This is a genomic window from Microcystis aeruginosa NIES-2549 (assembly GCF_000981785.2).
GTDB classification, from domain to species: domain Bacteria; phylum Cyanobacteriota; class Cyanobacteriia; order Cyanobacteriales; family Microcystaceae; genus Microcystis; species Microcystis aeruginosa_C.
On the sequence record NZ_CP011304.1, the window covers coordinates 3,598,622 to 3,614,107 of the forward strand.

A 15,486-nucleotide genomic window follows, 5' to 3' on the forward strand; every position below is an offset into this window, starting at 1 on the left:
CAATGAAAAGCAAATAGACAAATAATAGAACTCGCCAGCTTCCTATGAGACCCTATTCCGTAGATTTTCGCCAAAAAATTATCGATGTCTGGAAGAAAGAAAAAATTTCTATTCGAGGACTAGCCCAGAGATTTGACGTGGCTAAAAGCTTTATTCAGAAGTTATTGAAGCAACATAAAGAAACAGGAGATATCCGTCCTCGTCCACAAGGGGGAAGTCCGCCAACCAAGTTAAATAGTGAACAACTGATAATTTTAATAGAAATCATCGAATCTAACAATGATGCAACTCTCGAAGAATTATCGGACTTACTGTATGAAAAGACACAGGTGAAAGTCAGTAGAGCCACCCTGGGGCGGCTTACGCAAAAACTCAATTACAGTTTCAAAAAAAAACACTACACGCGGCGGAAAAAGAAAGTGACAGGGTACAGCAAAAAAGAGTGGAATACTGGTCTCAAGTTCGGGAAATTGAGGCATCAAAACTAATTTTCATCGATGAATCGGGGGTAAATTTAGCCCTTTTGAGACTCTATGCCAGAGCCTTAATTGGTCGAAGAGATCGGGGAAGAAAACCACAAAAAAGAGGGAGAAATATTTCAATAATTAGTGCTATAAGCTTAGAAAAAGTTGTGGCATCAGTCAACATATACGGTGCAGTGGATGCGGTAACATTTGAAGGATTTATTCTGAAGGAAGTGCTGCCAAAAATTAAAGAAGGAGACTGTTTGCTCATGGATAACGCCAAGATTCATCTCGGAGAAATGGTCAGAGAAATAATTGAACAAGAAAAAGCTAGACTCATCTATTTACCTCCTTATTCTCCCGAATTCTCTCCTATTGAAAACTTTTGGTCAAAAGTCAAAGCGATATTAAGAAAACTGAAGGCGAGAACTTACAAAGACTTAATAGAAGGGATTGAATTAGCTATGTTATAAGTTACTCAAAAAGATATTCGCAATTGGTTTACTCACTGTTGCTACTGTACCTCATGAGTCAGAGAATTGCTATAATTGGAACAAGGGTTTAGTGCTGCGGATTTTGTTTTCAATTATTTTGTTTCAATCCCTAATAGGGTTTAAGATTAATTGGAACTGAATATTGGATTGTTGAGGGGTAATTATGGCTGGTTTCAATCCCTAATAGGGTTTAAGATTAATTGGAACACGTCTCCGGGTCAACCCCGGAAGTGTCACGGTACGCTGTTTCAATCCCTAATAGGGTTTAAGATTAATGGTTCTTCCGAACTTACCATGTAAAATCAACTAGCAAAATGCCAATTTAATAAACATCTAAGACTAAAGTTTTTAAAGTTTCTAAATCCATAGCCTCTCCTTTTAATCACCTTCAGTTTATTATTAATTCCTTCAACTGTTCCCTGGGTTGTTCGGTTATCAAAATAGGCAGTTATTTCGTCAATCCACCGCCGAATTGTCTGGCAGCTTTTAGGAAAGTAAGCCATCGCCTTTTTGAGCCAATCACTCAAGGCAAATAATCCCTCATTCCCCTCCGTATTTTTCTCAAATACTTCTCTAAATTCCTCTTTTAATTTGTGCATTTCCCCAAGTTTTGGAGACACTTTATATATTTCTTCCAATTTTTTCCTTTCTTTCTCTACTAAGTCTCCTTCATTCTTTAATAAGGCATATTTGCTCTTGGCTATTCCTGCTAAGATATTTTCTTTATTTTTCTTGTTTTTTATCTTAGCTGCCTCTCTTTTTACCTCCTTTCTTGCTTCATCTAGCTCGTTATTTACTTGTTTCATTACATGGAATCTATCCCCTACTATTTGAGCTTGAGGCATTAGTTTTTCTGCCACATTTTTATACCCTATCCACAGGTCTATACTTACTTCCTCTATTTGGCTCAAAACCTCTTCTCCCCAGTGTTTCAGGTATTCTGTTAATGCTTCTTCTGTTCTTTTTTCCCCTAAGCCTATAATTTTTCCTGTGTCTATATTTACTAACACAGCATAGTAATTTCCTTTTCCCTTTATCATGGCTATTTCATCTATTCCTAGTTTTTTTAGCCCTTGAGGTTTTGCGGTTATTAACTCTTCTCCTAAGTCTTTGAGCATCGTCTCTATTTCTTGTTCGCTTACTCCATTTCTTTCTGCCGTATTTTTGAGATCACTATTCAGGACTTCGGCCACTATTTTTTTTCTAAATCTGTCTGTGTAGGTTCTTTTCTTCGGCAAATAATTTAGTTCTTCTGTGAATTTTTTCCCACATTTCTCGCATCTCATCTGACGACGATTGATTCTCAGATATAATGCCTGTTCTCCAAAGGGTAAATCTCGGATTGTTAATTCATTGTTTTGATGAACTTTTTCCGTTTTACTTCCACAATGAATGCACTGGCTTTCTCTTGACATATTTTCTAAATGTAAAACAATTCCTATATCGGTAATAATTTGATAATTGGTAACGACAACTCCTTCTAGGTGAAGTAGCTCGGTCATTAACTTTAATTGTGGATTTGATGGCATAAGTATAGCTTGTGTCTAAAATTGCTGGTCTTGGCTGTCTATATTTTAAACAATAAATTGCTGTATTGCAAGCATAGTCAGCTTTTAAAGATAAATTATTGTTTTATTGGTCAGCAATAATTGTCTGTTTTTTTTTAATTTTACATGACAAGTTCGGAAGAGCCAACATCTATTGATACTCCCGTCTCGATTACAGGTTTCAATCCCTAATAGGGTTTAAGATTAATTGGAACAAATTCAGGGTATTTTGGCTTAAATCCCCAAAATTGTTTCAATCCCTAATAGGGTTTAAGATTAATTGGAACTAGGGTGTAAAGAGTCGATACATAGCACATATCCCGTTTCAATCCCTAATAGGGTTTAAGATTAATTGGAACACGGTTCAACCGACCTAAAACAACTATTAGCAGGGGGTTTCAATCCCTAATAGGGTTTAAGATTAATTGGAACGTTTTTCGGCTATTTTTAGCCCAATTCTGTAGGAGTTTCAATCCCTAATAGGGTTTAAGATTAATTGGAACAAGTGGAATTAATGCTTAAAAATACTGCTGAATTGGTTTCAATCCCTAATAGGGTTTAAGATTAATTGGAACAGGTAACTGACTAGGGACGGTATCAGGCGAATTAGTTTCAATCCCTAATAGGGTTTAAGATTAATTGGAACTCGGAACACTCAAGGATGCCCTAATCTCGTTGTTTGTTTCAATCCCTAATAGGGTTTAAGATTAATTGGAACTATTTCTAGAGATTTTAGGGTAATTTCTAGGATCGGTTTCAATCCCTAATAGGGTTTAAGATTAATTGGAACACCCCGCAGCACTCGGATCGATTTACGATTACCTGTTTCAATCCCTAATAGGGTTTAAGATTAATTGGAACCTGTATCGTGCCGTCGATTTCATCCCCATAGATGTTTCAATCCCTAATAGGGTTTAAGATTAATTGGAACCCCGTTGCCAGTCAGGTCTGTCGCGCCTGAAACTGTTTCAATCCCTAATAGGGTTTAAGATTAATTGGAACAATCAGCAAAGTGTTAAGGCTAGAATGGCGCGATGTTTCAATCCCTAATAGGGTTTAAGATTAATTGGAACCTTGTTTTATTTGGTATCCACTCGATAATATCGTTGTTTCAATCCCTAATAGGGTTTAAGATTAATTGGAACTTTCTTTTTCTTTCGATTGGGGCCGGGAGTGTCTAGGTTTCAATCCCTAATAGGGTTTAAGATTAATTGGAACCCGGGACGGACGGTTATCTACTCAAGCTATCTATGTTTCAATCCCTAATAGGGTTTAAGATTAATTGGAACTCGATCGCCGCGTCGATCTTTTCCTCGAAGTTGGGCGTTTCAATCCCTAATAGGGTTTAAGATTAATTGGAACTCGGATCCGAGTCGGTACGACTGCCAGAAAACTTGTTTCAATCCCTAATAGGGTTTAAGATTAATTGGAACAGTGAGGGTCATCCCTACTACGCGCCCGTTAAGGAGTTTCAATCCCTAATAGGGTTTAAGATTAATTGGAACTTGGGAAAATACCATTATGTTTGGTGATGAAGTCGATGGGTTTCAATCCCTAATAGGGTTTAAGATTAATTGGAACGTTTGATACTGCAATTATACCTATTTGTGATTATGTTTCAATCCCTAATAGGGTTTAAGATTAATTGGAACTTATAGACGTTCCGCGAATACTACTTTAGCCCGTGGTTTCAATCCCTAATAGGGTTTAAGATTAATTGGAACAAAGTCCATCAACACATATATGTGTTGATTTTCGGTTTCAATCCCTAATAGGGTTTAAGATTAATTGGAACAAAAGGCCAGGATTTTACCCTATCTGTACTCGATGTTTCAATCCCTAATAGGGTTTAAGATTAATTGGAACACTTTATACAAGATACTTATACATACTTTATACAAGTTTCAATCCCTAATAGGGTTTAAGATTAATTGGAACTCGAGGGTCGCTGGTAATATAAAATAAATCCGTGTTTCAATCCCTAATAGGGTTTAAGATTAATTGGAACATAATTTAGAAGACTCGATCGATATCCAATCGCTGTTTCAATCCCTAATAGGGTTTAAGATTAATTGGAACATCTAACTGTGACACTTTGAGAATTGGCACTCGATGTTTCAATCCCTAATAGGGTTTAAGATTAATTGGAACAAGAATGATGATGCTTCTTTTCTGTTTTTAGCCTTGTTTCAATCCCTAATAGGGTTTAAGATTAATTGGAACCAGGTCTAATAATTCAAGCCCTGTCTCGTTAAGGTTTCAATCCCTAATAGGGTTTAAGATTAATTGGAACGAAAAAGGGGTGAACCCGAAGGTAACTCGTGGGATTTTGTTTCAATCCCTAATAGGGTTTAAGATTAATTGGAACTAACCTACTCTTTCCATATTTCTTCTCAAGCTGGTGTTTCAATCCCTAATAGGGTTTAAGATTAATTGGAACAAGAATTTTTTCGAGATTGGGAGAAATAGGAAGTGTTTCAATCCCTAATAGGGTTTAAGATTAATTGGAACGTTTCCTCTGATGAGGAAGCGGTGGTTTTTTATGAGTTTCAATCCCTAATAGGGTTTAAGATTAATTGGAACTCAGGATCAAAAGAATTGGGATTAAGATGTAAAAGTTTCAATCCCTAATAGGGTTTAAGATTAATTGGAACATCAATCAAGAAACTCAAGAAAGCAATCAAGAAAGTTTCAATCCCTAATAGGGTTTAAGATTAATTGGAACTAGGTGAGATGCTGAAAAATAAACCCGTCTCTATCTGTTTCAATCCCTAATAGGGTTTAAGATTAATTGGAACATTGTTCCCGTTGCCGGTCAAGTCTTTTGCCCCGGTTTCAATCCCTAATAGGGTTTAAGATTAATTGGAACCTGCTAATTTAGCGACTCCTTTAAATGGTATCGTGTTTCAATCCCTAATAGGGTTTAAGATTAATTGGAACCGGTAGCAATTAGAACTTTACTAGAATCCTCTTTAGTTTCAATCCCTAATAGGGTTTAAGATTAATTGGAACCAGTACACCGGCGATTATATCATTTACAGAATTGTCGTTTCAATCCCTAATAGGGTTTAAGATTAATTGGAACAGTACAAATAAAAGATTATGTAACTTTTATTAGTGTTTCAATCCCTAATAGGGTTTAAGATTAATTGGAACCGTTTTTAACGGTTTTGGGTTTCGTATCCTGATCGAGTTTCAATCCCTAATAGGGTTTAAGATTAATTGGAACTAAAAAACCATTATTTAGAAGCAAGAAAAAATGCCTGTTTCAATCCCTAATAGGGTTTAAGATTAATTGGAACCCTTTACCAGACCGGCATAATTCAAGGAATTGGCGTTTCAATCCCTAATAGGGTTTAAGATTAATTGGAACATTGGGTGCGATACCCGTATCCTTGATAAATCGGTAGTTTCAATCCCTAATAGGGTTTAAGATTAATTGGAACTACCCTGGAATCATCGGGATTTGAAATCAAAGGCGGGTTTCAATCCCTAATAGGGTTTAAGATTAATTGGAACGGTTCAACCGACCTAAAACAACTATTAGCAGGGGGTTTCAATCCCTAATAGGGTTTAAGATTAATTGGAACTGGATAGTTTACATCGCTTTTATCTATCAGAAAGTTTCAATCCCTAATAGGGTTTAAGATTAATTGGAACATGGTGTTTTTTGTAGTCCATATTTTGATATTTCTGTTTCAATCCCTAATAGGGTTTAAGATTAATTGGAACGAAAAAGAATTTGAGAGAAATAAGAGAAGATTTGGTTTCAATCCCTAATAGGGTTTAAGATTAATTGGAACCTATCAGAAAAACTGTTTTATCTGTTGCCACTAAGTTTCAATCCCTAATAGGGTTTAAGATTAATTGGAACTTGTATAGTGTCAAGAGTTTTATTCTAAGTAGTGGTTTCAATCCCTAATAGGGTTTAAGATTAATTGGAACATTAATACTATCTTCTCTATTTCTTTTTGAATTTTGTGTTTCAATCCCTAATAGGGTTTAAGATTAATTGGAACCTGTTTTTTGCTTGCCAGACCTTAATGCAACTGTGTTTCAATCCCTAATAGGGTTTAAGATTAATTGGAACTTCATGGCACGTCAAACTATTTATTAAGCAATGAGTTTCAATCCCTAATAGGGTTTAAGATTAATTGGAACTTTATTAGATTTTTTTTGTGCTATCATAGTAGAATGTTTCAATCCCTAATAGGGTTTAAGATTAATTGGAACCCTCGCTGGTTTCCTTTAGTTTTTTGATGTTTTCCGTTTCAATCCCTAATAGGGTTTAAGATTAATTGGAACCCCCCCTTCCCCCTCCGGCCCGACCGGCGATCGAGTTTCAATCCCTAATAGGGTTTAAGATTAATTGGAACAGCATTAAAGGGGGATAAGGTTATCCCCCCAGCGAGTTTCAATCCCTAATAGGGTTTAAGATTAATTGGAACATGGCGCGGCCGATGATGCTTTTTCCTTCCCCTGTTTCAATCCCTAATAGGGTTTAAGATTAATTGGAACTAACATAAAATTCCCATCGGTTCCATCTTCTACTGTTTCAATCCCTAATAGGGTTTAAGATTAATTGGAACTATTCCCGTCGCTATGTGATTAAGAACAGTCCCTTGTTTCAATCCCTAATAGGGTTTAAGATTAATTGGAACAATCAGGAAACTGTAGAGACTGACTCAATAGATGGTTTCAATCCCTAATAGGGTTTAAGATTAATTGGAACTCGAAAAAGAATTTGAGAGAAATAAAAGAAGATTTGGTTTCAATCCCTAATAGGGTTTAAGATTAATTGGAACAAGCATTGACTCGATTTGTTCATACTTAAAATCGGTTTCAATCCCTAATAGGGTTTAAGATTAATTGGAACGTTTTGATATTGAAAATAAGGATAATAATTGTTATCTGTTTCAATCCCTAATAGGGTTTAAGATTAATTGGAACGTCTGAAAGTCTTGCTAGAAGCAAGTTTCAAAAAGTTTCAATCCCTAATAGGGTTTAAGATTAATTGGAACACGCTACCTACTGCATAACCCAGATACCCTAAAGTTTCAATCCCTAATAGGGTTTAAGATTAATTGGAACTCTCTTTATGAAGGGGAATCGGGCATCTTAATCAAGTTTCAATCCCTAATAGGGTTTAAGATTAATTGGAACGTTCCGTCCTCTACTGACTGTTTAAAAGTGTCACTGTTTCAATCCCTAATAGGGTTTAAGATTAATTGGAACTTGGAACGACCGATTACCTCTCTCTCATGAAACCTTACGGAGTTTCAATCCCTAATAGGGTTTAAGATTAATTGGAACTCCACTGATAACGATAGAATTAATATCATCTAATGTTTCAATCCCTAATAGGGTTTAAGATTAATTGGAACAGCAATGGCTTTAATATGTGGGCATTCAAGCCGGTTTCAATCCCTAATAGGGTTTAAGATTAATTGGAACGCGATCGCATGGCTGATCGTCTAAATCGGACTATTGTTTCAATCCCTAATAGGGTTTAAGATTAATTGGAACTGCCCATCAAACATTGTTTGCTGGCGGTTTTATTGTTTCAATCCCTAATAGGGTTTAAGATTAATTGGAACTCTCAGAATAATGTGGCGGGTGCGGTCAATCTTCTTCAACGTTTCAATCCCTAATAGGGTTTAAGATTAATTGGAACTTGATAGTCTGATCCTGGTACAATATCATTAGTCACGTTTCAATCCCTAATAGGGTTTAAGATTAATTGGAACGTGACTAACGTGATTGCGTTAGGCAATGTCCCTTGTTTCAATCCCTAATAGGGTTTAAGATTAATTGGAACTGTAAAGCTGGTACAACCTTTTTTCGCTCGATCCATGTTCTGGGAGGGGGACAAGCCAGCTAGAAGGTAGATAGAGCAAGCGATATAGCTCTTTGTCCCTTGATGTAATCTTTCAACCGATAGCGGCTAATTTGCATTAGCTCTTCTATATTTTTTTGGAACATTTGATGTAGCTGGAGCCAATGATAGAGATGTTGACCCACATAAAAACTGCTGTGTCTGCGTTGACCTTTATATCTTTTTTCAGGTCTTGTGACATATTTTTGGATTCCCATATCCTTAATTTTTTTACCTTGTAGTGTGGCACTTGTATAGGCGATAGCTATAACAATTATCAGCTTTGATAAGTATTGGGGTGCTAATTGAGAACCTTCTAAGCTATAGCCTCCCGACTTAAAATCTCGGAACATCTCCTCAATATCAAATCTTTTTTGATAGGCAATTATTGCCGTCTCTAAATCCACAAAATTTGTCAGAATATACCAAGGTTCTTTTGTTTGAAAACCCCCATAGGTTTTTTTCCACTTACCAGCTAAGTTAAACTGTCCAAATCCCTGCTCTTTTGTAATATTGACATCATTCAAAAATAGTTGAGTTCCTGGACTTAAACCTAACTCTCTCATTTCTTGATAAATTCCTTCTTTTGTCTTGACATTTGTACTTTTTTTTTGTCTTAAGCAAAAGTATAAACTCTGCTTCTGAAGCCACTTTCCAAGACTGACCGAGCAAAATTCTCTATCTCCTAACACCACTATTTTATGACCTGATAGCACGGTCAATGTTTTTTCTAATACTCGCTGCTGTTCTTCGAGATTACTACTTCCTTTTTTATCTAATATCTCCCAATAGATTGGGATGGCTCTCTTGTCATAAATTAGACTCACCATCAAGATATTTATTGCTCCCCAACTTGTCCGGTCTATGGCAATATACGCTAATCCTTTTGTTGTGAATCTCTGCTGCTGTTTTAACATCTCTTTTAGGCAGAGAAACCAGATTTTTTCAATATTCAGAATTTCCAGCTTTAAAAATCTTTTTAGTTTTTTTCTCCGACTCTCAAACAGGATTGGTATTGGTAAGGCTTCAGCTAATATCTCTAACTTAGCTTGCTTTAGTATTTGCAAGGTTCCAACTATCATTAACAACAGTAGATATCTGGCTCGTCCCAGTTCATTTTCTAACACTTTCTGGTATAGTTCACTTATCATTTTCGTTATTTAGGTCATATATGGTAAATATGACTTATCTTTTTTTGGAGTCTGTGTCTGTATTTTATGCTACATAAGCTTTTCAGCTTGCTTGTCCCCCTGTCAGATCCATGTTTCAATCCCTAATAGGGTTTAAGATTAATTGGAACCCTTGCCCACTGACGCACAAAAGCAATTAAACAAGTTTCAATCCCTAATAGGGTTTAAGATTAATTGGAACTTTCGCTTGATTGGTACTCCAGACAAGGAAAATGTTTCAATCCCTAATAGGGTTTAAGATTAATTGGAACTTTGGTGTTGCAAGAGTGTCCAGATTTGGTACGCCGGTTTCAATCCCTAATAGGGTTTAAGATTAATTGGAACGTGGTATGTGAGCATTACCCATGATCAGGATTCGTTTCAATCCCTAATAGGGTTTAAGATTAATTGGAACAGAACAAAATATTGTCTATTCTATTACGAGAATAGGTTTCAATCCCTAATAGGGTTTAAGATTAATTGGAACAAGTGCGATTGTGGTGGTCGGTGTTGCTGCAGTGTGGAGTTTCAATCCCTAATAGGGTTTAAGATTAATTGGAACTAATGTCAATATCTCTGGAAGTTGGCAAAATAAGGTTTCAATCCCTAATAGGGTTTAAGATTAATTGGAACCTTTTTCGCCATTGTCACGTCTTACACAGTCGATGTTTCAATCCCTAATAGGGTTTAAGATTAATTGGAACGTTATCAGTAATTAACCCATTTAGGAGTACCAAAAAATGACTGTTTCAATCCCTAATAGGGTTTAAGATTAATTGGAACATCTATTGTCCCTTAGCTAATTAGGGTTTGCTGAATAATGGTAAAAACCTTACAGGAAAGGGCTTTTAGCTTGATTGAGAGCTTCCCAAATGCACTTAAATCTGCTAGAATCTCTTAAAACCCTTGCATCACCCTTGCATCTTCTCTAATTAGTGCTAATGTACCGTAAAAGCGAGTTACCCTCAACCCCACCAGAAAACTTCGAGCTGCCCTTTGAGGGGAAATTATCCCAAGACAATCGTTGGGTAATTATGGCCAACCTCATTCCCTGGTCAGAATTTGAAGCGGAATACGCATCACTTTTTTCAGAAGAAATGGGCACACCCGCCAAAACATTCAGGACAGCACTCGGAGCATTAATTATTAAAGAAAAATTAGGAACAAGCGATAGAGAAACGGTAGAACAAATCAAAGAAAATCCTTATTTACAATACTTCTTGGGGTTTTCATCCTACAGCAATGAACCCCGGTTTGAAGCGTCAATGTTGGTTCACTTTCGAGAAAGAATCACTCTGGAACTAATTAATAAAGTGAATCGCTTTATGGTCAAAAATTCGAGAGAAATAAAAGAAGAAGAAAATACCGAAAAAAAGTTAGAGAGCGAAACCCAAAGTCAACCAGAAAATCGAGGTAAATTAATTTTAGATGCCAGTTGTGCGCCCGCAGATATTAGTTATCCTACGGATTTAAACCTGTTAAATCAAGGAAGAAAACAAACCGAAAAAATTATTGATATTCTCTATGAAACTTTAAAAGGAAAACTTGTTCAAAAACCGAGAACCTATCGTCTTCTAGCCAGAAAAAGTTATTTAGAAGTAGCGAAAAAAAGAAAACCTACCGTCAAACAAAGACGAAAAGCTCTGAAAAGACAACTGCAATATCTGAAAAGAAATCTCGACCATATTGAACAACTTTTAGCAGAAGGAGCCTCTCTACAAAGCTTGAAAAAAAGAGACTATAAGCTGTTATTAGTAGTCACAGAAGTTTATCGCCAACAACTCTGGATGTACCAAAATAACAAACAGAGTATTGAAGACAGAATTGTCAGCTTAACTCAACCCCACATCCGTCCGATAGTCAGAGGAAAAGCTGGAAAACCCGTAGAATTTGGGGCTAAATTCTCAGCAAGCTGTATAGATGGTTACATATTTTTAGACCGAATTAGTTGGGATAACTTTAATGAATCAGGAGATTTAAAAGCACAAATAGAAGCTTATTATGACTATACAGGATACTATCCAGAATCAGTTCATGTGGACAAAATTTATCGAACCAGAGAAAACCGAGCTTGGTGTAAAGAAAGGGGAATCAGAATCAGTGGTCCCCCATTAGGAAGACCAGCCAAAAATGTTAGTAAAGAACAAAAGAAACAAGCTACCGATGATGAGAGGATTCGGAATTGTATAGAGGGCAAATTTGGACAGGGGAAAAGAAGATTTAGCTTAGGTAAAGTGATGGCTAAACTTCCTCATACTTCCTTTTCAGCGATTGCTATTACTTTTTTAGTCATGAATCTTTCTAACCTGTTGAGGCAGGTTTTTTGGGCTTTTTTATGTCTGAAATGGAAAAACAGCACTTTTTCTCGGTCAATGATTAGGATAAGTTATAACTTAAAAATTAATCAACAACTAAAGCTTATGCTTGTAGCTAAGTGAAATCATTGATTAAGAGACCTGTACTTTTCAATGACTTTTTCAGCAAACCCTAATTACCAGCAATAGAAGTTTCAATCCCTAATAGGGTTTAAGATTAATTGGAACTAGAGCGTCTAGGAGGGCTGCTTATGGCGTAATCGTTTCAATCCCTAATAGGGTTTAAGATTAATTGGAACACTCGCTAAAGTCTTTGGGGGGAGATGTAGAAATGTTTCAATCCCTAATAGGGTTTAAGATTAATTGGAACATGGGTTAGTCTGTGGGGATAGTATAGAGAAAACTGGTTTCAATCCCTAATAGGGTTTAAGATTAATTGGAACACAGACTCAACCTTATCAGCAATCTCAACGGTATTGTTTCAATCCCTAATAGGGTTTAAGATTAATTGGAACAAGATCGATCTGATCGAGCGATCATCTTCTTTCTTGTTTCAATCCCTAATAGGGTTTAAGATTAATTGGAACATTTAGTGGAATTGGCTAATCAAGCTGGTGATGGTTTCAATCCCTAATAGGGTTTAAGATTAATTGGAACTGCGCTTTTGATCTCAATAACTCAGGATTTAATAGGTTTCAATCCCTAATAGGGTTTAAGATTAATTGGAACGAAACCGAAGATTAATTTTATCAGACTCAAACCTGTTTCAATCCCTAATAGGGTTTAAGATTAATTGGAACTGCCGAAAGGCAAATTCGCAACTTTTGCGGATTTGTTTCAATCCCTAATAGGGTTTAAGATTAATTGGAACAAGCTTTCTTTCAGTACCCGGCTCACAAGCCTGAGTTTCAATCCCTAATAGGGTTTAAGATTAATTGGAACTTATTTGATTCCGATAAGCTATTAGAGCAGTTACAAGTTTCAATCCCTAATAGGGTTTAAGATTAATTGGAACCTTCTTGTCTGAGGATACTAAATAATCTAGGTTTTGTTTCAATCCCTAATAGGGTTTAAGATTAATTGGAACAACGGACGCGATCGGAACCGTAACGGGTGAGGGAATGTTTCAATCCCTAATAGGGTTTAAGATTAATTGGAACAAAAGACAAGCTTTTGGGGACTTGGCAAAAAGCCAAGTTTCAATCCCTAATAGGGTTTAAGATTAATTGGAACGACTTAAGGCCGTCATGGCAGACCGGGATGTAAATGTTTCAATCCCTAATAGGGTTTAAGATTAATTGGAACGCATTAGATGATTTACTGCAATCCCTTGAGGGATTGTTTCAATCCCTAATAGGGTTTAAGATTAATTGGAACGCCGTCAAGGCTCAACCCTGCTAACTGGTAAACTCGTTTCAATCCCTAATAGGGTTTAAGATTAATTGGAACTAGATGGTTTTTTAGGGTGTCTAGAATACTGTTTAGGTTTCAATCCCTAATAGGGTTTAAGATTAATTGGAACCCTTCCTTGCTTTAAGCTTGGCAGCGTACTTGTCTGTTTCAATCCCTAATAGGGTTTAAGATTAATTGGAACCTTAATAGCGAGTCACCCTTGTCGGGGTTAGTCATTGTTTCAATCCCTAATAGGGTTTAAGATTAATTGGAACGGAAATTTCCCCACTGAGAAAGCAGTCCATTAGCGTTTCAATCCCTAATAGGGTTTAAGATTAATTGGAACCGTTGACGGCTGCCGTCCGGGAACCGGCGATGAGAGTTTCAATCCCTAATAGGGTTTAAGATTAATTGGAACAGTCTTCTGGCAATTAGGCCGCGCCCTAAAATTGTGTTTCAATCCCTAATAGGGTTTAAGATTAATTGGAACCCTCACTTTTATACGATTTTATTAATCAATGCCTAGTTTCAATCCCTAATAGGGTTTAAGATTAATTGGAACAAATTACGGTTTTTTCTGGATCGGCGCGAAGGTTGTTTCAATCCCTAATAGGGTTTAAGATTAATTGGAACGAGATCACTTTTACTAATATCCTACTCCAAAAAAGTTTCAATCCCTAATAGGGTTTAAGATTAATTGGAACCGCCCAGTGGTAAAAGCCATACGCTATGGGATTTTCAAGGTTCGTATGCGCCGCACCTGCAATAAACCAATCATACAGCAAGTGACCCAGTTCTTCAAGACCCCGCAAAACCTTACGGGATAAGGTGCGCCCCGCGTTGGAAAGGAAAATCATCTCGAATCTATATTCCATAAGCTTTTCAGCCACCACATAATAGTTAAGAATTTTTACAGCTACCCAGAAGCGCAACCGAGCTAAACAAAAAAAATTGTATTATCCCGGGGTAACTCACCACCGATGCGTTCAACTTTACCCCGACAACAGGCACAGAGAAAATAAAAGCGGATGCTATCGGTATCGGGTTTGATCAACTTACTCAAGCGCCCGCGCAGCTTAGCGTACTGGGTATCGGTTAGATCGCACTCAAAAACACTATACTGCACCCGTTGGCCGTAGGACTTTAACGTATTGTGAATTTTGGTTCGTCGCTTATCATCGGAAATGTCGTAACTGATAACAAAATACATGACCGCCTCTACCTACTTTAAAATCAAAGGTGGATACTTATCCGTCTCGTCCATCAGATATTTCGCCATTAGTCGGGCCTGAATCTCGAAAGCTTCTTGATAAGTACACTGTTTACTCATTACCGGATGCTTAAACTTGGATTGTTTCTTCTGTTCGTACAAGCGCAGGAAAATCTGTAATCCCTCTCTCGTCAAGGAAACCGCACCGCTTAAGGGTTCGGTGGTGAAATGTTCGGGGGTAAGATAAGGATGATTGACCCCATTGAGAACCACGGCATCAACGACGATCGCTCTAAATTCTTCCATCAGATCCAGTGCCAGCGAGGGGCGACCGTAGCGTTGATAGTGAAGATAACCGAGATAGGGGTCAAAACCGACCAAATTGATCGCACTCTGCACGTCATGGCGCAATAACGCATAACCCAGACTCAAAAGAGAATTGACCGGATCTCGCGGGGGGCGACGGTTACGCGAGGCAAAGGTAAAAGTATCGCCGAGAATTAAGGAATCAAAACAACTGAAATAGGCTGCGCTTCCCGCTCCCTCTAACCCCCGGAGAGAATCGATCGCCGAGGTTGTTTCGATCGAGCCGATCGCTGCTTCCAGACAAGCGATCGCCGTTTGTAAATCCAACTCTTTTCGATCGCGTTGACGACGGAGTAGAATGTTGCGGTAATTCTTCAGCTTGCCGCGGACGAATCCCCGCACTAAATGAATGGCTTTCGGGGAATCGCCGGCGGCCTGCCATTGCGCTCGACGAACGAAAATATTTTTGGTCATCTCTGGTTCCAATCTACCGAGATAGCGTCCGGTGGATGTGACGAAACTCAGGGGAATATGACGTTCGAGCAGTTCGATCACCAAAGCTGGGGATAGCGAACCGCGACCAAATAAAACCACCCCATCAACATTTAATAAAGGAACATCGAGGATCGTTTCTTTGGATGCTTTGACCGTTAAACGCTCGTCATTTTTGCCGAGAAATGCGTCTTCTCTCGTCACATATACCGTTCCCATATT

The 15,486-nt window shown here is 37.5% G+C and carries 6 protein-coding genes and 3 CRISPR repeat arrays; of the genes, 2 read left to right on the forward strand and 4 right to left on the reverse strand.

The features are described from left to right. Positions 1 to 44: 44 nt before the first annotated feature. A protein-coding gene (locus myaer_RS17775) for an IS630 family transposase (protein WP_103672725.1) occupies positions 45 to 937 on the forward strand; the annotation gives its coding sequence in 2 pieces (ribosomal slippage) (positions 45 to 387 and positions 387 to 937; 894 coding nt in all). 323 nt (positions 938 to 1,260) lie between these two features. Here myaer_RS17775 and myaer_RS17780 read toward each other — a convergent pair. After that, on the reverse strand, positions 1,261 to 2,487 hold the full coding sequence (locus myaer_RS17780; RefSeq protein ID WP_046661002.1) for an ISL3 family transposase: 1,227 nt from the start codon (positions 2,485 to 2,487) through the stop codon (positions 1,261 to 1,263). Positions 2,488 to 2,683: 196 nt separating this feature from the next. Then, positions 2,684 to 8,324: direct repeats of the CRISPR family, unit length 37 nt; unit sequence GTTTCAATCCCTAATAGGGTTTAAGATTAATTGGAAC. 58 nt (positions 8,325 to 8,382) lie between these two features. Then, positions 8,383 to 9,507 (reverse strand): IS4 family transposase, encoded by a 1,125-nt coding sequence (locus tag myaer_RS17785; protein ID WP_235614767.1) that lies wholly within the window; start codon positions 9,505 to 9,507, stop codon positions 8,383 to 8,385. Positions 9,508 to 9,643: 136 nt separating this feature from the next. Further along, positions 9,644 to 10,332: direct repeats of the CRISPR family, unit length 37 nt; unit sequence GTTTCAATCCCTAATAGGGTTTAAGATTAATTGGAAC. Positions 10,333 to 10,490: 158 nt separating this feature from the next. On the opposite strand from myaer_RS17785, the gene myaer_RS17790 reads away from it, so the two are divergent. Continuing rightward, positions 10,491 to 11,987: an IS5-like element ISMae6 family transposase gene (locus tag myaer_RS17790; RefSeq protein WP_046660474.1), complete on the forward strand. Its 1,497-nt coding sequence runs from the start codon at positions 10,491 to 10,493 to the stop codon at positions 11,985 to 11,987. A gap of 68 nt (positions 11,988 to 12,055) precedes the next feature. Then, a CRISPR array of direct repeats spans positions 12,056 to 13,960; the repeat unit is 37 nt; unit sequence GTTTCAATCCCTAATAGGGTTTAAGATTAATTGGAAC. 233 nt (positions 13,961 to 14,193) lie between these two features. On the opposite strand, the gene cas2 is transcribed toward myaer_RS17790, so the two are convergent. Next, positions 14,194 to 14,466, reverse strand: coding sequence for a CRISPR-associated endonuclease Cas2 (gene cas2 / locus myaer_RS17795; protein WP_046663050.1), 273 nt, complete (start codon positions 14,464 to 14,466; stop codon positions 14,194 to 14,196). Between the two features lie 12 nt (positions 14,467 to 14,478). Beyond that, positions 14,479 to 15,483: a type I-D CRISPR-associated endonuclease Cas1d gene (gene cas1d, locus myaer_RS17800; RefSeq protein ID WP_046663051.1), complete on the reverse strand. Its 1,005-nt coding sequence runs from the start codon at positions 15,481 to 15,483 to the stop codon at positions 14,479 to 14,481. Positions 15,484 to 15,486 lie beyond the last annotated feature (3 nt).